At 67.6% G+C, this 19,483-nt stretch carries 20 protein-coding genes and 1 pseudogene; 10 read left to right on the top strand and 11 right to left on the bottom strand.

Annotated features, from left to right (window positions below):
• Positions 1 to 12: 12 nt before the first annotated feature.
• Both ASD37_RS01265 and ASD37_RS01260 read right to left on the bottom strand, forming a co-directional pair.
• A complete protein-coding gene (locus tag ASD37_RS01265; RefSeq protein WP_056546908.1) occupies positions 13 to 936 on the bottom strand; it encodes a choline kinase family protein in 924 nt (307 codons plus the stop codon).
• A 6-nt stretch (positions 937 to 942) separates the two neighbouring features.
• Complete coding sequence (locus tag ASD37_RS01260) at positions 943 to 2,229, bottom strand: competence/damage-inducible protein A (protein WP_056546905.1); 1,287 nt, start codon at positions 2,227 to 2,229, stop codon at positions 943 to 945.
• 163 nt (positions 2,230 to 2,392) lie between these two features.
• Here ASD37_RS01260 and ASD37_RS01255 point away from each other — a divergent pair, with 163 nt between their 5' ends.
• Complete coding sequence (locus ASD37_RS01255; RefSeq protein WP_056549597.1) at positions 2,393 to 3,097, top strand: DedA family protein; 705 nt, start codon at positions 2,393 to 2,395, stop codon at positions 3,095 to 3,097.
• Here ASD37_RS01255 and ASD37_RS30755 read toward each other — a convergent pair.
• Positions 3,012 to 3,263, bottom strand: a complete 252-nt coding sequence (locus tag ASD37_RS30755) for a hypothetical protein (RefSeq protein WP_082569888.1) — start codon at positions 3,261 to 3,263, stop codon at positions 3,012 to 3,014. The two genes, ASD37_RS01255 and ASD37_RS30755, sit on opposite strands and share 86 nt — an antisense overlap.
• 87 nt (positions 3,264 to 3,350) lie before the next feature.
• Between ASD37_RS30755 and ASD37_RS32090 the strand changes: the two are divergent.
• Positions 3,351 to 4,190 (top strand): annotated as a pseudogene (locus ASD37_RS32090) (glycosyltransferase 87 family protein); the annotation flags it as partial.
• Positions 4,191 to 4,525: 335 nt separating this feature from the next.
• Here the strand turns inward: ASD37_RS32090 and ASD37_RS01240 are convergent.
• Together ASD37_RS01240 and ASD37_RS01235 are read right to left on the bottom strand one after the other, a co-directional pair.
• Entirely contained in the window at positions 4,526 to 7,309 is a 2,784-nt protein-coding gene (locus ASD37_RS01240) for a sugar-binding domain-containing protein (protein ID WP_370072073.1), read from the bottom strand.
• A gap of 96 nt (positions 7,310 to 7,405) precedes the next feature.
• Complete coding sequence (locus ASD37_RS01235) at positions 7,406 to 8,149, bottom strand: glucose 1-dehydrogenase (RefSeq protein ID WP_056546891.1); 744 nt, start codon at positions 8,147 to 8,149, stop codon at positions 7,406 to 7,408.
• A 100-nt stretch (positions 8,150 to 8,249) separates the two neighbouring features.
• Between ASD37_RS01235 and ASD37_RS01230 the strand changes: the two genes are divergently transcribed.
• On the top strand, positions 8,250 to 9,326 hold the full coding sequence (locus ASD37_RS01230; RefSeq protein ID WP_056546888.1) for a diacylglycerol kinase: 1,077 nt from the start codon (positions 8,250 to 8,252) through the stop codon (positions 9,324 to 9,326).
• Positions 9,327 to 9,333: 7 nt separating this feature from the next.
• Here the strand turns inward: ASD37_RS01230 and ASD37_RS01225 are convergent, their stop codons facing one another.
• Both ASD37_RS01225 and ASD37_RS01220 read right to left on the bottom strand, forming a co-directional pair.
• Positions 9,334 to 9,777, bottom strand: a complete 444-nt coding sequence (locus ASD37_RS01225) for an ATP-binding protein (RefSeq protein ID WP_056546885.1) — start codon at positions 9,775 to 9,777, stop codon at positions 9,334 to 9,336.
• Between the two features lie 43 nt (positions 9,778 to 9,820).
• Positions 9,821 to 10,174, bottom strand: a complete 354-nt coding sequence (locus ASD37_RS01220; RefSeq protein ID WP_056546881.1) for an STAS domain-containing protein — start codon at positions 10,172 to 10,174, stop codon at positions 9,821 to 9,823.
• Positions 10,175 to 10,425: 251 nt separating this feature from the next.
• Between ASD37_RS01220 and ASD37_RS01215 the strand changes: the two genes are divergently transcribed.
• Positions 10,426 to 11,208: an HAD family phosphatase gene (locus ASD37_RS01215; protein WP_056546877.1), complete on the top strand. Its 783-nt coding sequence runs from the start codon at positions 10,426 to 10,428 to the stop codon at positions 11,206 to 11,208.
• Here the strand turns inward: ASD37_RS01215 and ASD37_RS01210 are convergent.
• Complete coding sequence (locus ASD37_RS01210; protein ID WP_056546874.1) at positions 11,145 to 11,777, bottom strand: hypothetical protein; 633 nt, start codon at positions 11,775 to 11,777, stop codon at positions 11,145 to 11,147. The genes ASD37_RS01215 and ASD37_RS01210 overlap by 64 nt on opposite strands.
• Positions 11,778 to 12,013: 236 nt before the next feature.
• On the opposite strand from ASD37_RS01210, the gene ASD37_RS01205 reads away from it, so the two are divergent.
• Both ASD37_RS01205 and ASD37_RS01200 read left to right on the top strand, forming a co-directional pair.
• Positions 12,014 to 13,147, top strand: a complete 1,134-nt coding sequence (locus ASD37_RS01205) for a nitronate monooxygenase (protein ID WP_056546871.1) — start codon at positions 12,014 to 12,016, stop codon at positions 13,145 to 13,147.
• 88 nt (positions 13,148 to 13,235) lie between these two features.
• A complete protein-coding gene (locus ASD37_RS01200; protein WP_056549595.1) occupies positions 13,236 to 14,042 on the top strand; it encodes a family 16 glycosylhydrolase in 807 nt (268 codons plus the stop codon).
• A gap of 12 nt (positions 14,043 to 14,054) precedes the next feature.
• On the opposite strand, the gene ASD37_RS01195 is transcribed toward ASD37_RS01200, so the two are convergent.
• Positions 14,055 to 14,630 carry a hypothetical protein gene (locus ASD37_RS01195; protein WP_235567939.1) on the bottom strand — a complete coding sequence of 192 codons (576 nt, stop codon included), beginning with the start codon at positions 14,628 to 14,630 and terminating at the stop codon, positions 14,055 to 14,057.
• A 233-nt stretch (positions 14,631 to 14,863) separates the two neighbouring features.
• Here ASD37_RS01195 and ASD37_RS01190 point away from each other — a divergent pair, with 233 nt between their 5' ends.
• The gene (locus tag ASD37_RS01190; protein WP_056546868.1) at positions 14,864 to 16,126 is read left to right on the top strand and encodes a cytochrome P450; all 1,263 of its coding nucleotides are present in this window, start codon (positions 14,864 to 14,866) and stop codon (positions 16,124 to 16,126) included.
• On the opposite strand, the gene ASD37_RS01185 is transcribed toward ASD37_RS01190, so the two are convergent.
• Positions 16,077 to 16,418, bottom strand: coding sequence for a hypothetical protein (locus ASD37_RS01185; RefSeq protein WP_056546865.1), 342 nt, complete (start codon positions 16,416 to 16,418; stop codon positions 16,077 to 16,079). The two genes, ASD37_RS01190 and ASD37_RS01185, sit on opposite strands and share 50 nt — an antisense overlap.
• Before the next feature lie 84 nt (positions 16,419 to 16,502).
• Here ASD37_RS01185 and ASD37_RS01180 point away from each other — a divergent pair, with 84 nt between their 5' ends.
• Genes ASD37_RS01180 through ASD37_RS01170 form a run of 3 tightly spaced genes read left to right on the top strand, consistent with a single transcriptional unit; the run spans position 16,503 to position 18,701 of the window.
• Complete coding sequence (locus tag ASD37_RS01180; RefSeq protein ID WP_056549591.1) at positions 16,503 to 17,288, top strand: helix-turn-helix domain-containing protein; 786 nt, start codon at positions 16,503 to 16,505, stop codon at positions 17,286 to 17,288.
• Positions 17,289 to 17,319: 31 nt separating this feature from the next.
• The gene (locus ASD37_RS01175) at positions 17,320 to 18,039 is read left to right on the top strand and encodes a FadR/GntR family transcriptional regulator (protein ID WP_056546862.1); all 720 of its coding nucleotides are present in this window, start codon (positions 17,320 to 17,322) and stop codon (positions 18,037 to 18,039) included.
• Positions 18,036 to 18,701: a sterol desaturase family protein gene (locus ASD37_RS01170; RefSeq protein ID WP_056546859.1), complete on the top strand. Its 666-nt coding sequence runs from the start codon at positions 18,036 to 18,038 to the stop codon at positions 18,699 to 18,701. Before ASD37_RS01175 ends, ASD37_RS01170 begins: the two co-directional genes overlap by 4 nt.
• Here the strand turns inward: ASD37_RS01170 and ASD37_RS01165 are convergent.
• Positions 18,685 to 19,431 (bottom strand): L,D-transpeptidase family protein, encoded by a 747-nt coding sequence (locus ASD37_RS01165; RefSeq protein WP_056546856.1) that lies wholly within the window; start codon positions 19,429 to 19,431, stop codon positions 18,685 to 18,687. The two genes, ASD37_RS01170 and ASD37_RS01165, sit on opposite strands and share 17 nt — an antisense overlap.
• Between the last annotated feature and the right edge of the window lie 52 nt (positions 19,432 to 19,483).

Below are 19,483 nucleotides of genomic sequence, written 5' to 3'. Positions count from 1 at the left end.
TCTCCCATGGTGTCAGTCTCCGGTCCTGGCGTCGTCGAGCAGACGGGCGAAGTCTGGGCCCCTGAACTCCTCGACGGCGTTGTCGTAGCGTTCCATCGCCCACTCCCAGAAGTCGAAGTCGAGTGTGCTGCTTCCGTTTTGGATGCACCCCCACAACGTCCAGCCGTACTGCGAGACGGTGCCCTGCAGCCGTGCCCGTGCCAGTTCGTGACGCGTCGTGCGGCCGTAGTACGCGGTGACCAGCTCCTCGAGTTGCTCGAGGGACAACCCGTTGTCGCGCCAGATGTTTCCGAGTTCGAAGGCGGGGTCGTTGTTGCCGGAGTACTCGTAGTCGATCAGCCAGATCTTGTCGCCGTCGAGGACGAAGTTGGCCGCCAACAGGTCGTTGTTGCACGGCACCGACACCCGATCGGGGTGCGCGAGCGCCGCCCGAATCGACGCGAACTGGCCGGCGAAGTCCAGATATCCGGCGGGGAGCCGAAATCCGTGCGTCTCGACGATTCTCAAGTACGCCGACTGCCGCGCGAACATGTCGAAGTCGTTGCGGAACCGCGGTCCGCCGTGCAGCGTCCGGCACGCCACGGCGGCCTTGGCGATGACACCGTCGCGTGAGAAGTCGTCCTTGGTCAGCGTCACGCCATTCAGGTATCCGATGAGCAGGATGCCGAGGTCGGGCCGGTAGTCGACGACGGGTGCGCCGACGCCGGCCTGCTCGGCGGCTCGGGAGTTGAAGTTCTCGTCGTCTCGGTCGATGGCCAGCAGCTCCGAGGAGCTCCCGGAGCACCGCGCCACGTACACCGCGTCGGAGGTGGTGATCTTGACGTTGCGGTTGGTGAGCCCGCCCTCGAGGTCCTCAAGCACCCGCTCCCGCCCTGCGAGCACCGGCAATCGATCGAGACGATCGTTGAGCTCGGAATCGCTGAGCGAGAAGGACATCGGCGCTCAGTCGACGTCGCCGGGCGCCGCGAGGATGCTCCGCAGCAAGTGCATCGCGACGGTGGTTGATCGCTCGCGGACGTCGGATCGGTCGCCGGGCAACCGCAAAGTCCTGGTCAGGGTCGGACCCTCGGCGAGCCGCACACAGAAGCAGACTGTCCCCACCGGCTTCTCGGCACTCCCCCCGCCCGGGCCTGCAATGCCGGTGATCGCGACCGCGGTGTCGGCACCGAAGCGGGCAAGGGCGCCGGCCGCCATGGCCTCGGCAACCGGTTCCGACACCGCACCGTGGGCCGCCAGCAGCTGTTCGTTCACGCCGAGCAGGTTCATCTTGGCCTCGTTGGAATAGCTCACGACACCGCCCGCGACGTACGCCGACGAGCCGGCCCGGTCGGTGAGTCTTGCGGCAACCATTCCCGCAGTGCAGGATTCGGCCGTCGCGATCGTCCGGCCCGCCAACATGTCCGCGACTTGATCGTCCACCAGGGCGCCGTCGGTGGAGAACAGTTGCGCCCCATGCCGTTCGCGCAGCAGTCCCAGCAGGTCGGCGTAGACGTCGGCGGCGTCGGGTTCGTAGCGGGTGACGATCTCCAGTTCACCGCGCCGCAGACAGGTGGTGATCTCGAGCCGGTCGAAGCCGGCGATGCCGACCTCGCCGTCGCGCAGGGTCTCGGCGAGTGCCGATTCGGGCAACCCGAACATGCGGACCGTGGCTTGGACGAACTCCGTGCGGCCGGCGATCGCCGCCTGCACCCCGGCCGTCCCAACGGCCTTGTCCCACATGGGTTGTAACTCTCGCGGCGGGCCGGGAAGCACCACCACCGTCGGGGTGCCGGGCACGACGACGCCGGGGGCCGTTCCCACCGGGCCCAGGATCTCCGCACCGGCCGGCACCATCGCCTGCTTGCGGTTGGCCGCCAGCACCGACTCGAAGTCGACGCCGTTCCAGGACTGCGAGCGGCTCATCATCTTCTTGAGGATGTCGGCGATGGTGGCCTCCAGGGCCGCGTCCAACACCAGGTCTCGGCCGCAGAACTTCGCCACCGTCGCGACCGTCATGTCGTCGGCGGTGGGGCCGAGCCCACCACTGGTGACGATCAGGTCGACACCCTCGTCGGCGAGGAACCGCAGCTGGGCCTCGATGTCGGACGGCCGGTCCCCACAGATCGTGACGTGCGCCAATTCGACGCCCAGTTCCAGCAGCCGGTCGGCGAGCCAGGGACCGTTGCGGTCCTGAACCCGACCGGTGAGAACTTCGGTTCCGGTGACGACGATTCCCGCGCGTGCGCTCACGGGGTATGACACTACGACCCCGGAGCGCATTGGGTTCGGGACGGTTGAGGTTCGGGACGGTTGCGGTTCGGGGCGGTGTGGTGTGGCGGTCGCGCGCCGTTGGCCCTGCCGCAATGTCCTACGGCTACCGTCGGCGGCCGTGACGACCTACGTGGTTGCTGCCATGCCCGCCGTCATGGACCCGATGTACTGGCTCGGACACGACGGCATGTTCGGCTCGGCGGTGCTGCCGGGCGTGATGCTGATCGTCTTCCTCGAGACGGGGCTGCTGTGCCCCTTCCTTCCAGGGGACACGCTGCTATTCACCTCGGGTCTGCTTGCGGCGCAAGACGGAGCCCCCGTGGAGATCTGGACGCTGGCGCTTGGCACCACGGCGGCTGCCGTCGCGGGCGGTCAGGTCGGGTACCTCATCGGGTGGCGGCTTGGGCCCGCGTTCTTCAGGAAGGAGGACGCGCGGATATTCAAGAAGCGCTATCTGGCCTCGTCGCACACGTTCTTCGCCAAGCACGGCCGCAAGGCGATCGTGGTGGGGCACTTCGTCGGCGTGGTGCGGACGTTCATGCCGGTCGTCGCCGGCGCTTCGGGCATGCGGTACCGCGTCTTCCTCGCCTACGACGTCCTGGGAGCGGCGGCCTGGGGCGTCGGGCTCACCGTCGTGGGCTTTCACCTGGGCAACGTGGCGTTCGTCAGCACCCACCTCGAGTTGATGGTGGTGCTGATCGCGGTGCTGTCCACGCTGCCGGTGGCCGCGTCGGTGGTGAGGGCGGGCCTGGCGCGGCGGGCTAGCGGGCCAGCCAACCCTTCACCGTGTTCAGATCCCTCGAGTACGTCTCCAGGTTGTCATCCTGGAACCGGGATCCGCCGCTGATCGCGTCGTCGCCCCGCCAGATGACTCGCACCCGGGTCTGGCCGCGCAGGTAGATGTCCACGCGGTCGTCGATCCTGCGGTTCCAGCCCGCGGCGGCGGTGATCTCGGCGAGTTCGGACCGTAGGTCCGTCGTGGTCGTCGCCGGCTCCTCTTCGGATGAACTCATGGGGACATCCTCCCGGTAGGCCTGCGGCCCCGTGCGGCCACCCCGACTTTCAGGAAGTGTCCAGGCAACCTCAGTAGCTTCGCCTCGATGTCCATCAAGGCGAACGCGTGGGTGCGGGTCTACGGGCCGGTGATCCTCCTCGTCGCGCTCGTCGCCTACGCGGGGATGTATCTGCGGTGGCCCAGCCTCGCCACCCAGGTCGACCTGCTGGTCTACCGGTTTGGCGCGGGACGAGTCCTTGCAGGTCAGGATCTCTATTCGGTGGGGCTGACGGGAAACCCGCGCACACTGCTGTTCGACTACACCCCGTTCGCGGCGCTGTGCTCGCTTCCGCTGACCCTCGTCACGTCACCGGCGGCACGGGTGATCGGGCTCGTCGTGAACGCCGCACTGCTGGTCTACGTCGTCCGTCGCACGCTGGTCTGGCTCGGGGTGACGACCTCGACCGGGTTGTGGAGCTTGGGCGCACTGCTCACCGGCTTGCTCTGCTGGCTCGAACCGGTACGGCTGTCGCTGCAGCTCGGGCAGGTGAACCTGCTGATCCTCGCCGTCGTGGTCGCCGACCTGCTCGGACCTGACACGCGCCGGTGGGCCGGTGTAGGCATCGGCGTCGTCGCAGGCATCAAGCTCACCCCGGCCCTGTTCGTCGTCTACCTGGTGCTCACCGGGCGACGACGCGCCGCGGTGGTGGCGACGGTGACGTTCGCGGCCACCGTCCTCCTCGGGTTCCTGGTCCTCCCCCGCGACTCCGGCTACTTCTGGCTCCGTGGCGGGTTCGACGACGTCGCCCGCATCACCAGCGATCCCGTCGCGAACACCAGCCTGAAGGGGCTGTTCGTCAGGATGCACCTGACCGGGACGCCGACGGTGGTGGCGACCGCCGCACTGGCGGTCGTCGCGTTGGCCGTCGCGGTGCTGGCGTGGCGGCGGGGTCAGGCGGTGCTCGGGGTGGCCGTGGTGGGGATGGCGTCCGCCGCGCTGTCGCCGTTCAGTTGGAGCCACCACTGGGTGTGGGTGGTGCCGCTGGTGGTCCACCTCGGGCATCGCGCGTACGTCGTCGGCAGCCGGTCGGCGCTCGTCGCGTTGTGGCTCTCGTGGGGCGTGTTCGCGGGCTGGGTGGTGCGGACGACGGGTGACACCCCGGAGACGGGTCTGTTGTCGCTGCGCCCGGGAGGGTGGTGGGACGTCGTGATCCCTGCGGCCTACCTGGTGGGTTTCGTCGTCGTACTGGTCGCCGCCGCGTGGTGGTTGCGCGGACGAACCTACGAGATGGGCGCGACGACCGGCGCCGTGTTGTACCCGGTGACGCGGACCCAGTCGGCGGGAGCCGAACCGCTCGGCAGCGTCGCGCGGACGTCGACCGTCTCGCCGGGGAACACCGTCACGTAGTTGTCGTCATAGGTGATCGGCAGGACCTCGTCGCCGTCGCGGGTCGCGGTCACCTCGGCCCGCTCGAAGAAGGCCACCTGCTTGGTCGGGTTGCGTAGGGAGATCACCACGTCGCGCCCCGATCTCGTAGCCGTCACGGTCAGCGGCACCTTCGCCATGGTGTTGAGCGGGGTCATGTCGGCCCAGCCGTCCTGGTGAAGCTCGAAGGCGAAGTCTCCGTCGGGATCTCCGACGTCGTCGTTGCGCTGGGACTGCCAGTACACGTTCTCGTCGACGACCTTGCCCGACGCGTCGAGCACCTCGCAGCGGACGAAGAAGACCCGCGAGTCCCGCGCTTCCCTCGGCAGGGTGACGGCGTGCGCGGTGCCACCCGACGGCACCGTCAGGGCGGCACTGGTCTGGTCGTCGCGGAGCTTGCCCTGCAGGTCGTACACCCTGACTCGGACGCGGACGTCCTTCGTTTCGCCCGGCGTCTGGTTGACCAGGGTGACGTTGGCGCGACTGCGGTCCCCGGTCGCGTAGGAGTCGAAGACCGCGGACAGTGGCCGCAGGCCCTGCTTGGCTCCGAAGTACGCGCCGCCGGGGCGCAGGTAGTAGTCGAAGAGGTTGCCGAAGAACGACGGCCAGTGGTTGTTGAGCATCCAGTAGATCGTCATCTTGTGCCCGGCCCAGCCGAGCGCGGCGAACGACTCGAACTGGGCGCGGGTGGACTCGTAGTGCGCGAGCTGGGCCTTGCGGGCGAACTCGTACGCGCTGCCCGAAGACCCGTAGCGGCGGTTGACGGCCAACTGGGTGTTGGTCAACTTTTCGTTGCCTGTGTTGGAACCGGCGTGGAAGTACCAGTAGTCGTTGGGCGGCCACAGCTTGTCCGGCGGGATGAACTGCTGCAGGCTCGCGAACGGCGGGATGTGCTCGTTGTCGCCCTGTTCGGCGGAGGCGCCTCTGGCGGCGCGGTACTCCCCGCTGAACCAGTACGACGGCGGACGCCACGTGTACGGGCCCGCCATCTGGATGCCGTCCCACAGTCGTTTGCCCGTGTCGTCGGTGACGTAGGACGACACGGTGTCCACGACGGCGTTCTGCCAGTGCAGGTCCCGCAGAATCTGGTGGTAGTCCTCGCGAACCTTGTCGGGTGGCCGCCCGTCGCTGGCGTTGGCCCAGACCGCTGCCGAAGCATGCGACCGCAGCATGGTGATCTGCGAGCTCAAGCTGTCCCTGGCGACGCGGTTGTCCTCGTCGTCCCACTGCGGCCACTTCTCCCACTGGTTGCAGCACATCCAGCCGACCATCAGGGGAATGCCGAGCTCGTCGGCGGCTTCGACGAAGCGCTCGTCGGGGATCTTCGACTCCAACCGCAGCATGTTCAGCCCGAGGTCGCGAACGTAGGACAGGATCGCGTCCTCGCGGCCGGGGTCGTAGGCGAACAGCAGATCGGGGGTGTAGGTGGCACCACGAACCAGGAAGTCCCGACCGTTGACCTGCAGGTAGAAGCTGCCCCCGGTGCCCAGCTCGGGGAAGCGCTCGTCGTCGTCGCGGAATTGCGAGATGGTCCGCACACCGAAGCGTTGGTGGGTTTCGTCGACCGCGCTGCCGAACTGGCGGAATTCCAGCCGCAGGTCGTAGAGATTGGGGGCGCCCATCGTGTACGGCCACCACAGATCCGGATGGTCGACGGTGAGTTGGCTGAAATCGCTTGGGCTGAAGCTGACTTCGCGCTGTTCGCCAGCCGCCAGGCTCACCGCCTGTTCGACCTCGACGTCCGGCTTGCCAGGGCGGCTGATGGTGCCGCGGACGATGCCTCGGATGCGGTCGTTCGTCGAGTTGCGCAGGGTGGTGAAGATGGACAACCGGGCTGAGTCGGTGTTTGGCAGCGGCAGTTCGGTGTTCACCGTGGCGGCCGCGATCGTCACCGCGCCGGACATCCGCAGCGTCACGGGTTTCCACACGCCCGCGTTGCGGTCGGCGACGAACGAGTTGCCGTTGCCCGGATTCTTGTTCGGCCCCTGGTAGCCCAGGTAGTTCCAGTTGATCCAGTCGAACCAGCTGTCGGCGAGCTCCACCCCGTCGACGTCCTGCAACGACCGCTCGGGCGTCACCTTCACCGCAAGGGTGTTGGGCTGACCCGGCCGGATCCATCGGGTCACGTCGAGGTCGTGGTCGACGTACATGCCGACGATCTGCCTGGCGTCGGCGACCAGTTGGCCGTTGAGCCAGATCTCGGCGCGGTAGTTGATGCCGGGAAAGTTCAGCTGATACGAGCGGTGCCCCGCCTCGGCGTCAAACGTGGTGCGGTACCACCAGTCCTGCTTCCACAGGTCCTGCGGCACCTCGTCGAGGAGGTTCTTGCCGTAGTAGAGATTTGGGTACGTGCCGTCGTCCTGGAGTGCCTGCAGCACGGTGGCGGGCATGCGGCGGACGTCGTGCCACTTCGCGTTGCGGTAGGCGGGCAGTGAGATCGCCGAGCCCGCGTCGGTGACCTCCCGCGCGGACGCCAGCTGCCACCCGTCGGCCAGCACGACGTCCTTGGCCGGTGGTTCCGGCCGGGCGAAGCGGGGCACGTCGCCGACGCTGAGGACGAGCAGGACGAGGAGAACCACGAAGCCCAGGACGGCGGTGCGGCGCATCGTGGGCGCGATGGGGCTACTCCGTCCTGGCATGGGGGCACCTCACGGTGGAGGCGGGGGTCCCTCATTGTGCCTGCCGGCCGGCGGGACGGCCGACCGCGTCGACGATCCGCAGCTCAGTCGGCTGCGCTAGAACAGATCCTTGTGCGGCACGTCGGTCACCAGGCCGCCGTCGACGACGAACTCGGCGCCCGTGGAGAACGACGACTCGTCGCTGGCGAGGAAGACGACGAACGTCGCTACCTCGTCGCATTCGCCGGGACGGCCCAGTGGGGCGGTGACCATGTCGTCGGGGAAGTGCTTCGTCATCGGCGTGCGGATGAAGCCGGGGTGCAGCGAGTTGACCCGAATGTTGAACTTGCCCAGTTCGATCGCCGCGGACTTGGCGAGACCGCGGACGGCCCACTTGGTCGCGACGTACGGGTGCACCATCGGGGCACCGCGGAGGCCTTCGATCGAGGACACGTTGATGATGGAGCCACCGCCGGCGGTCTTCATCGCCTCGACGGAGGCCTGCATGCCGAGGAAGGTGCCGGTGAGGTTGACGTCGATGACCTTCTGCCACTTGACCATGTCGAAGCTGCCGATCTTGCCAAGCGCCACGATGCCGGCGTTGTTGACCAGAACGTTGAGCTTGCCGAAGTCGGAGATCGCGGTGGCCACGGCGGCGTCCCACTGGTCGGCCTCGGTGACGTCGAGGTGGACGTAGCGCGCGGATTCACCGAGCTCGTCGGCGAGTGCCTTGCCCTCCTCGTCGAGGATGTCGCCGATGATCACTTTTGCGCCCTCGGCCACCAACATCCTGGCGTGCGCGGCGCCCATCCCCCGCGCCCCGCCGCTGATCAGTGCAACTTTTTCGTCCACGCGTCCCATGACGGGACAGGCTACCGCATGGCCATTCCGAACTAGAACCTGTTCCAATTCCGACCCTGGGGCCGCATACTCCCAAGGCATCCATCGTGAGGAGACCTGAATGGCGATACGCGTCGCACTGATCGGCACCGGCAACTGCGGCAGCCTCGCACTGAAGCAGCTGATCACCGACGAGCGCTTCGACCTGACCGGCGTCTGGGTGTCCTCCGACACCAAGATCGGCAAGGACGCGGGCGAACTGGCGGGACTCGACACGTCCACCGGCGTCCTCGCCACCAACGACCTCGACGCGATCATCGCCGCCGGCCCGGAGTGCGCCGTTTACTGCGCGATGGGCGACGTCCGCCTCAAGGAGGCGATGGCCGACGTCCGCCTGCTGCTCAATGCCGGGGTCAACGTGGTCGGCTCGGCGCCCGGCGTGCTGCAGTACCCGTGGCAGGTCATCCCCGACAAGTTCATCGAGCGAGTGGAAGATGCTGCCCGAGAGGGCAATTCGAGTGTCTTCATCACCGGCGTCGACCCCGGATTCGCCACCGACCTGCTGCCCTTCGCATTGGCGGGCACCTGCCAGAGCATCCAGCAGATCCGCACCATGGAAATCGCCGACTACTCCACCTACGACGGTGTCACGGTGATGTTCGACGTCATGGGCTTCGGCAACCCGATCGGCGAATTCCCGATGCTCTTCCAACCCGGGGTGCTGAGCATCGCCTGGGGCACCGCGATCCGACAACTGGCCGCCGGCCTCGGCGTCGAGGTCGACGAGATCAGGGATTCCGTCGAACAGGAACCGGCACCGGAGGATCTCGACGTGGCGGCCGGGCACATCGCCAAGGGCACCGTCGCCGCGCTGCGCTTCCAGATCGAGGGCATGGTGGGCGGCAAGCCCGTCATCGTCGTCGAGCACGTAACCCGGCTGCGCGCCGACCTCCGGCCAGACTGGGCGCAGCCCGCGCATCCTGGCGGCTCGTATCGGATCGAAATCACGGGCGAACCCTCGTACTTCGCCGACATCGTGCCCACCAGCGCGCACGGCGGCGCACCGTATGCGGCGATCCTCGCCGCCGCCGCCCGGATCGTGAACTCCATCCCCGACGTGATCGCCGCCGCGCCGGGCATCCGCACGACATTGGACTTACCGCTGCCGACGGGCAAGGGCGTGGTCGTCCTCGACTGACCGTGCGTCAGCGCCGACGAATGCCTTCCCAGACCAGGCGGACGGTGGTGCCCCCGGTCGACGTCTGGATCGACGCACGATCGGCCAGCGCCTTCATCAAGGCGATCCCCCGGCCGCGACTGCGGTCGGGAGGAAACGACGGGGCCGTCCGCCACTGCCCGCGATCCGCCACGACGACCGACAGTGCCGACTCCGAGGCGTCGTGCGCGGCGCGAAGATCCATGGTTCCGGTCAGACCCATCGAGACGTACGCAAATTCCGTGGTGTTGGCGAGGGCCTCGTAGATCGCGAGGACGAGATCGTTGGCCTTGTACGGATCGAGGTCGAAGGTGCCCTGCAGCCACCGGGAGAAGTCGTCGCGAGTTCGCGCGGCCGCTGCGGGCTCGGCAGGCACGCCCACCCGCTCGAAGCGCCCCGCGCTGGAAACTGTCTTGGAAAGGGAGTCGATCATCTCAACGAGGGTGGTACCCAATCGATCGATCGACTATGCGTACTCAGGCCGTAAAGGTCGCGAGCGCTTCGTCCAGAGTGGCGTGCAACGGCATGATGTCGGCAATGCCGACCAGCTTGAGGGGCCGACTGGTGGCGGGTCCGTCGGCGACGATCAGGATCCCGACACCCTCGGGTGCGGCGTCGTGAGCGGCAACGAGGACACCCATGCCCGCCGACGCCAGGAACTCGACGTCGGTCAGGTCCACGACGAGGCCCGCGGGCGACTTGGCAAGCGCCGCGGTGATGGCGTCCTCCAGTTGAGGCGCCGTGATCATGTCGACGACACCCGAGGTGGCGATGACGGCGACCTGTCCGACCAATCGTTCGGTGACTACGCAGGTCGAACCCGGTGCCATCGAAGTGCCGTCAGTCGTTTCCCGTTGTTCGTTCAAAGCCCGTCTTCCATGTTCAACCGCAGCAAAATTGCGCGGCGCCGTGATTCTCGTTCACAGGGGGCTCCGGCTGAACCCCGTCTGAATTTGAAACCGCCACGTCGAACCTATCCGATGGGTGGTCCATCGTCCCTATCAGCCGGGTGGTTTGCCCCCATGACCGACGGGGGCCTCCGGGTTCGCGCGGCCGCCACCACCTGTATACCTGGAGTGCAATGACCTCTGACGAGTCCGTGGCGGATCTGCTCGACGAGATCGCCGCCGCCCCGCCCGGTGAGAAGGTCGGCGCCTTCTTCGACCTGGACGGCACGCTGGTGTCCGGATTCACCGCGACCGCCCACGCGGGCCACCGGGTGCACGCCCGGCAGGCCAGCATCGGTGAGGTGCTCGGGGTCCTCGAGGCCTCGCTGCGGTACCGGCTGGGCCGCATGGAGTTCAAACGGCTGGTCGTGCGCGCGGCGGGCTATCTGCGGGGCGACTCGATGGCCGAACTCGACGAGCTCGGCGAATACCTCTTTCGTCGCCACATCGAGCACAGGGTCTACGCCCAGATGCACGACGTCGTCCGCGCCCATCAGGACCGCGGGCACACCGTGGTGCTCAGTTCCTCGGCGTTGACGATCCACGCCGAACCGGTCGCCCGCTTCCTCGGCGTCGACGACGTCATCTGCAACCACTTCGAGGTGGACGCCGACGGGCTGCTGACCGGCGGCATCGTCACGCCCGTCGTGTGGGGTCGCGGCAAGGCCGCGGCGGTGACGCGGTTCGCCGAGGGCCGCGACGTCGACCTTCGGCAGAGTTACTTCTACGCCGACGGCGACGAGGACGTGGCCCTGATGCGGGTGATCGGTCATCCCCGGCCGGTCAATCCGAGGGCGGGGTTGGCCGCCGAGGCGCTCCGCATGGGTTGGCCCGTGCTGCGGGTGGGGGTAGGTCAGGGACGGCGCGGGTCGATGCGGACCAGGCTTTGGAGCCGGCCGACGAACACCGGCGGGTAGGCGCCGACACCGGCCCCGGTCAGCCATTCGGCGGCGAGTTCGGAGTACTGCAGCCAGTGCTGCGCGTGTGCTTCGTCGTCGATGTGCAGCAGCATCATCACTTCGAGCGGGTTGTCCAGGGCGCTGAAGACCGACAGCCGTCGGACACCCGCGCGGCTCATCTCGTCTCGGGTGTCCCTGACGTGGTCGCGCAGTATCTCGAGGTCGCCCACCGGCGTCACCATCGACACGACGACGCCGGGGACGGTGTCCTTGGTGCCCGCACCCAGTCCCAGCCGCTCGACCAGTTCGCCCGCGAAGACTGCCGGGATGTCGTCGACTCCGACCGCGTCGAACCACTCGAAGAAGATGCGGGATTGGAGGATGTCGAGGAGTGGCTCGCGGGCGTGGAGCGCGATCACGACGAGGACGCGCTCCGGATCGGTGGTCGAGGCGTACACCAGCACGTGGTGGGCTCCGACGTCGAGCAGGGCGGACGCGCGTCGTTCGAGTAGCGGCCCGACGCGTTCGGGGTGCGTGACCCGATAGTCCGACGCCAGCACCAGCGAGTGGTCGAGCCAGTGCGTCATGGCTGGTCCTTCGCGATCGGGGTCCTCCGGCGATCTCGCGTGTCGAAGTTCGTCGAGACTACGGAAGATGACGGATTCCGGGCCTCATTTCGTCAACAACCGAAGTCTCGACGAAGCATTGGCGAGCCGAATGCGCCCGGTCACCACCACAACCGCGGAAAGGTACTAAACTAGAACACGTTCTAGTTCGCCCGCCCCCGTCGTCCTTCGGGGCCACACTTCGAGGAGCACCAGGCATGCACACCCCACTCTGCGACCAACTGGGGATCGAGTTTCCGATCTTCGCCTTCACCCACTGCCGCGACGTCGTCGTCGCGGTCAGCAAGGCCGGCGGGTTCGGCGTCCTCGGCGCGGTGGGCTTCAGCCCCGAGCAGCTCGAGGTCGAGCTGAACTGGATCGACGAGCACATCGGCGACCACACCTACGGCGTCGACATCGTGATCCCCAACAAGTACGAGGGCATGGACTCCAACCTGTCCGCCGACGAGCTGGCCAAGATGCTCGTCGACATGGTGCCGCAGGAGCACCTGGACTTCGCGAAGAAGATCCTCACCGATCACGGGGTTCCGCTGACCGAGGAGGACAACGAAAGCACGCTGCAGCTGCTCGGCTGGACCGAGGCGACGGCAACGCCGCAGGTCGAGGTCGCCCTCAAGCATCCGAAGATGACGCTGATCGCCAACGCGCTCGGCACCCCGCCCAAGGACATGATCGACCACATCCACGCCGAGGGCCGCAAGGTCGCCGCGCTGTGCGGGTCGCCGAGTCAGGCGCGCAAGCACGCCGACGCGGGCGTCGACGTCATCATCGCCCAGGGCGGAGAAGCGGGCGGTCACGCCGGCGAGATCGGCTCGATCGTGCTGTGGCCGCAGGTGGTCAAGGAGGTCGCCCCGATTCCGGTGCTGGCGGCCGGTGGCATCGGCAGCGGTCAGCAGATCGCCGCGGCGTTGGCGCTCGGCGCCCAGGGCGCGTGGACCGGGTCGCAGTGGTTGATGGTCGAGGAGGCCGAGAACACGCCGGCGCAGCAGGCCGCCTACGTCAAGGCAGGCAGTCGCGACACCGTGCGCAGCCGCTCGTTCACCGGCAAGCCGGCCCGCATGCTCAAGAACGACTGGACCGACGCCTGGGAGAACCCGGACAACCCCAAGCCCCTCGGCATGCCGCTGCAGTTCATGGTGTCGGGGCTGGCGGTGGCCGCCACGCACAAGTACCCCAACGAAACCGTCGACGTCGCGTTCAACCCGGTCGGCCAGGTGGTCGGTCAGCTCTCGAAGGTGGAGCGCACCTCCGCCGTCATCGAGCGATGGGTGCAGGAGTACCTGGAGGCCACCGGGGTGCTGAACGACCTCAACGAGGCTGCCGGCGTGTAGCTCGGCAGTGCATTTTCAACGGCAACCGCTCCATCCACGGTGCTCGTCAACTTGCACCCGGCGCGACGATGCGACTTACATGGTCGACATGCCTGAAATGGATCGTCGCCGGATGCTGATGACGGGGATCGGCGTGCTCGGCGCCGCGGTCGCCCTTCCCGGAGCAACTGCACATGCCGCTCCCGCGCCGGTCAAGTACCTGTTCCGCGACGAGTTCGACGGCCCGGCCGGCTCGGCGCCCGACGCGTCCAAGTGGGAGACCGCGACGGAGCGCGAGTCGATGGAGGACCCGACGTTTTGGGAACTCCCCGGCAACGTGGGGCAGTACCGCGACGACCGGCGCAACGTGTACCTCGACGGCAAGTCCAACCTCGTCTTCCACGCGGCCAAGGACGGCAACACGTTCTACAGCGGGAAGCTCTTCGGCAAGTACCGCGGACCGATCGGTACCACCTGGGAGGCGCGGATCAAGCTGAACTGCCTCACCCCCGGCGCGTGGCCGGCGTGGTATCTGGCCAACAACAACCCCGTCAACGGCGGGGAGGTCGACATCATGGAGTGGTACGGCAACGGCAGCTGGGCACCCGGCACCACCGTGCACGCCAAGCTCAACGGCGGCGAGTACTCCAGTCAGACCATCGCGGTCGACAGCGCCTGGCACACCTGGCGCACGCAGTGGGACGCCAACGGGATCCGCTTCTGGAAGGACTACGTCGACGGCGCGCAGCCGTACTTCGACGTGCCGGCCAGCGCGTTGCCGGACTGGCCGTTCAACACGCCCGGGTACACGCTGTATCCGATCGTCAACCTGGCGGTCGCCGGTTCCGGCGGCGGCGATCCCTCGGGCGGCACGTATCCGGCGGACATGCTCGTCGACTACGTGCGGGTCTGGTAGCCAGGTCGGTCGTTACGGGGTCGCCGGCGGCGGACCCATCGGAGCTGGTGGCGGATCCATTGGTGCTGGCGGCGGCGCGAGCCCGGGAGCACCAGGCGTGATCGGCACGTTCGGGCCGGGAGCCTGGTTGGGGATGGGCGTGTTCATCCCTCGCTGCGCCATGCCCATGATGAGCGCTTCCTTGCCGCTGATCTCGTGGTTCTGGACGGCCTGCCACAGGTCCTTGAGGTAGCTGACGTTCGGCGAGTCCTGACCCTGCGGATCCAGCGTCGACCCCGGGGGTAGCGCGTCGGGGCTGGCGAGGTGCGGCACTCCGTTCGGTGGTGCCGCGGGCAGCGGTGCGGCGTCGGGCGCAAGCACCGGAGCGCCGGGGACTGCTGCGGCATCCGCGGGCGCGGCCGCCTGGACGATGGCGTCCGGTCCTGGCGGCGGGCCGGGCGCGGGGAGGACCGTCAGCGGCGCCGGTGGCGGCGGCGCGGGGTCGACGGGATCTGCCCCCGCGGGCGACGCCGCGAGCACCGTGAGGAACAAACCGGTTGCACAACTAGCCGCCGCTGTCGCGATCTTGGCGGTCGTGGTTGCCTTCATTTGCGTGACCCCTTCCCCCTGTGGCCTCAGGGACTGATGTTGCTGTTGGGTCCATCCACAATCGACCCTTTTTCGTTACAGGGCAATCCCCGAACAGGTGTTCCCCCGGGGCCGGTGCCCAACGAGAACACGTTCTACTCGCGACTTTCGGGAACCTGCCTCGGCACCCGCGATCTGTGGTGTAGCAATGCCTTATCCCGCTAGACCGCGTCATCGTGAGGAGCTTCCACGACATGCCGAACGCCGCAACCAGCCCCAACTTGCCTCCGGGATTCGACTTCACCGACCCCGACATCTACGCCGAACGCCTTCCGATCGAGGAGCTCGCGGAGATGCGCAAGGTGGCGCCGATTTGGTGGAACTCCCAACCCGACGGGGTCGGCGGCTTCGGCGACGGCGGGTACTGGGTGGTCACCAAGCACAAGGACGTCAAGGAAGTGTCGCGACGCAGCGACGTCTTCTCCAGCCTCGAGAAGACGGCCCTCCCCAGGTATGCCGACGGCACCGTTGCCGCGCAGATCGACACCGGCAAGTTCGTGTTGCTCAACATGGACGCACCGCATCACACCCACCTTCGGAAGATCGTGTCGCGGGCCTTCACCCCGCGCGCCGTCGAACGACTACGCGGCGAGCTCGCCGAGCGGGCCCGCGACATCGCGGAGAAGGCTTTGGCGGAGGGCACGGGCGACTTCGTCGAACAGGTGTCCTGCGAGCTTCCGTTGCAGGCGATCGCCGGGCTGATGGGCGTGCCGCAGGAGGATCGGATGAAGCTGTTCCACTGGTCGAATCAGATGGTCGGCGACATGGATCCCGAATTCGCGGACAACGACGCCATCAGCGCGTCGGTCGAACTGATCACCTACGGCATGACGTTGGCCGCCGAGCGGGCCGACACCCCGGGTGAGGATCTGGTCACCAAGCTCGTCCAGGCCGACGTGGAGGGCCACAAACTCTCCGACGACGAACTCGGCTTCTTCGTGATCCTCCTGGCGGTGGCGGGTAACGAGACCACCCGCAACTCGATCACCCAGGGCATGATGGCCTTCGCCGAATTCCCGGACCAGTGGGAGCTGTTCAAGCGGGAACGCCCGGCGACGACGGCCGACGAGATCGTCCGGTGGGCCACCCCGGTCACGTCGTTTCAGCGCACCGCGCTGGAGGACACCGAACTCGACGGCGTGCAGATCAAGAAGGGTCAGCGGGTCGTGATGGTGTACCGCTCCGCCAACTTCGACGAGGACGTCTTCGAGGATCCCTTCACCTTCGACATCCTTCGCGACCCCAACCCGCACGTCGGCTTTGGCGGCACCGGTGCGCACTATTGCATCGGCACCAACCTGGCCAGGATGACGATCGACCTGATGTTCAACGCGATCGCGGACGCGATGCCCGACATCAAGTCGTTGGCCAAGCCCGAACGGCTGCGGTCGGGCTGGCTCAACGGGATCAAGCACTGGCAGGTCGACTACACGGGGTCTTCGGCGTCGGCTTCGTAGGCGCGTCCCAGTCGAAGATGGAGCGCCAGTAGTCCTCGGGGATTTCCGCGCCGGACCTCAGCACGATGGCCAGACCGGTGGCCATCGCCAGTCCAAGCAGCCCCAGCCACAGCCCGGCGAGCGCGATGACGACCCACAGCGCGGTGGTCAGCGCCGGCCACGGCGACACCAGGGTCAATGCTGGCGCGAAGAAGAACCCGAGCCCGATGTACCAGGCGGAGCCGGCACGGTCGGAGTTCAGGACGAAGCGCAGCCAACTCGGGATGGGCGGCGGGGTCGGGGCGGCTCGCATGGTCGTTCCCTTCGTCGTCTGGTCACCTCCCAGCGTGCGTGTTGGAGGTAGTGGGGACAATTACCTCGGAGGTAGCGAATGGGCATGCCGACTCCCCCGTTCGGGAGCTTGATGCGTAAGTGGCGGCGACGGCGTCACCTCAGCCAACTCGACCTGGCCCTGGCGGCCGGTGTCTCGTCCCGCCACGTCAGCTTCCTCGAGACGGGCCGGTCGGCACCCAGTCGCGCCATGGTGATCCGCCTCGCCAGAGCGCTGGACGTGCCGCTGCGGGAGCAGAACCGGATGTTGCTCGCCGCCGGACTGGCACCCGCGCACGGGGAACGCGGGTGGGACGACCCCGACATGGCCGCGATCCGCGACGGCCTCGACACGGTACTCAAGGCCTACGAGCCGTACCCGTGCCTTGCCATAAATCGCGACTGGGACGTGGTCGCCGCCAACGACGGGGCCGCCCTCCTGCTGGAGGGTGTCGCCGCGGATCTGCTGAATCGGCCGAACGCCCTTCGTATTTCGCTGCATCCGGACGGGTTGGCGCCGCGTATCCGCAATCTCGGACAGTGGCGCCACCACGTCGTCGGCCGGCTACGACGGGAGGTCGCAGTCAGTGGCTCGCAGACCCTGGCGGAGCTACTCGCCGAGGTCGAGGCGTACCCGGGCGGGTTCGACGCCACCCACGACCTGGGGGCCGTCGCCGTCCCGCTACGGCTGGACGGCCGCGACGGAACGGTGCTGTCCTTCCTCGGCACGGTGACGACGTTCGGCACGGCCCTGGACCTGACCGCCGCGGAGCTCAGCATCGAAGCGTTCCTGCCCGCTGACGACCACACGGCGCGAGCTCTGCGTTCGCACACTACTGGTATTACCACTTGACCTCTTGCCAGTGCGCTGCCAGAGTGACGGCATGGCACTGCAACCCGTTCGCCGACAGTCGGTCCCCGAGGACGTCTTCGACCAGATCGTCGCCGAAGTCCTCAACGGCGACATGCAACCCGGCGAGGCGCTGCCCAGCGAGCGCCGCCTCGCCGAGATCCTCGGGGTGTCCCGACCGGCGATCCGCGAGGCCATCAAGCGACTCACCGAGGCGGGCCTGGTCGACGTGCGCCAGGGCGAGTCCACCACCGTTCGCGACTTTCGCCGGCACGCCGGACTGGACCTACTCCCCCGGCTGCTGATCCGCGCGGGCGAGGTCGACGTCACCGTCGTCCGCAGCATCCTGGAGACCCGGTTGCACAACGGCCCCAAGATCGCCGAACTCGCCGCCCGCCGCCGTCCGGAGGTGGCCGCACTGCTCGACGCCTCGGTCGACGCGCTCGCCGCCGAGGACGACGCGATCGAACGGCAGCGGCACGCCCTGACGTTCTGGGATCACGTCGTCGACGGCGCCGACTCGATCGCATTTCGGTTGATGTACAACACTCTTCGCGCCACCTATGAACCGGCGTTGCCCGCATTGGCCGCCATGATGGCCGCCGAGGTGGGACGCCCCGACGCCTACCGAGCCGTCGCGAGCGCCATTCGCAACGGTGATCCGACGACGGCCGAACGGGCCGCCCGCGAGCTGCTCGAGCCCGCAACCGTCGCGCTACTCAGCGCTCTCGACGAGATGGAGTCCGCCCGGTGACCACCCGACCCGAACGCCGCGGTTTCACCCTCGCCGACGCCGCGCGGGAGTTCTCGACCCACCCGTCGCCGTGGATGATTGGCGCCACCCTGACCGCGGCGCTGGCCGCCCGGATCGCCGTCGGCGACTGGCAGGTCACCGACGCGCTGGTGCCCGCGGTGATGCTGGCGCTCTTTCCGTTCTTCGAATGGCTGGTCCACGTCGTCGTACTCCATTGGCGGCCAAGACGTCTCGGCGGCATGACCGTCGACTCGCTGTTGGCCCGAAAGCACCGCGAGCACCACGGCGACCCGCGGGAGGTGTCACTGATCTTCATCCCGTGGCAGGCCCTGACCTGGATCCTGCCCGCCGCGGGAGCCGTTGCGCTGCTTGCGTTTCCGAGGATCGGACTCGGGATGACGTTCCTGGTGTGCCTTGGCACGCTCGGGCTCGGCTACGAGTGGTGCCACTACCTGATTCACAGCGACTACAAGCCCACGACGCGGTTCTATCGGGCGATCTGGCGCAATCACCGTCAGCACCACTTCAAGAACGAGCACTACTGGTTCACGGTGACCAGCTCGGGCACCGCCGACCGCGTGCTCGGCACCCATCCGGACCCGGCCGAGGTCGCCTCGTCACCGACGGCGAAGAACCTCCACGCGGCTACGCCTGGACGATGATCGGGTCGCCGATGCTGACCTGGTCGTAGTACCAGGCCGCGTTGTCGGGACTGAGGTTGATGCAGCCGTGACTGACGTTCGCGCTCCCCTGGGACGCCACCGACCACGGTGCCGCGTGCACGTACACCCCACCCCAGGTGACCCGGACCGCGTCGTAGACGGTCAGCTTGTAGCCCTCGGGATCGCTCAGCGGGATGCCGATGGTGCGGGAATCCATGATCACCGGCGACTGCTTCTCCAGCGCGGTGAAACTGCCGATCGGGGTGGTGTGCTTCGGCTTGCCCATCGACGCGGGCATGGTCCGCGCCACCTGACCGTCGACGCTGACGGTGAACGTGTGGGCGTCCAGATCGGCGACGCCGACGACCGACGCCCCCGCCTCGAAGTTCGTCTTGGCGCCACCGACCGACAGCGCGACCGTCGAGTGCGCAGGCCAGTAGCCGCTCGGACTCCACTGCACGACGTCGTTCTTCAACCACGTGAAGTTGCCCTGCGGGGCGTTCGGGGAGGTGATGCCAAACGACCGTTCGGCGGCGGCGCGATCGACCACGGGCTCCGCGAAGGTCACCGTGACGGGCATCGCGACGCCGACGACCTGGCCAGCGGACGGAGAGATGTTTGCGACCGCAACGGGTCCTGGGGTCGCAGCCAGCCCAGTACCGACTGAACCATTCAGCAGGAGTGTCGCAATTCCCGCCACCGCCAACGCATATCGCACGTGTCTACGCATCTGAACAACCTCCGGGTGTCGGGCCTAGCTAGATGGTAGATCGATCGGCAAC

It is taken from the genome of Mycobacterium sp. Root135 (genome assembly GCF_001426545.1).
Taxonomy (GTDB): Bacteria; Actinomycetota; Actinomycetes; order Mycobacteriales; family Mycobacteriaceae; genus Mycobacterium.
Note: the sequence above shows the minus strand (reverse complement) of the source record. Positions and strands in the feature narration are given on the sequence as shown.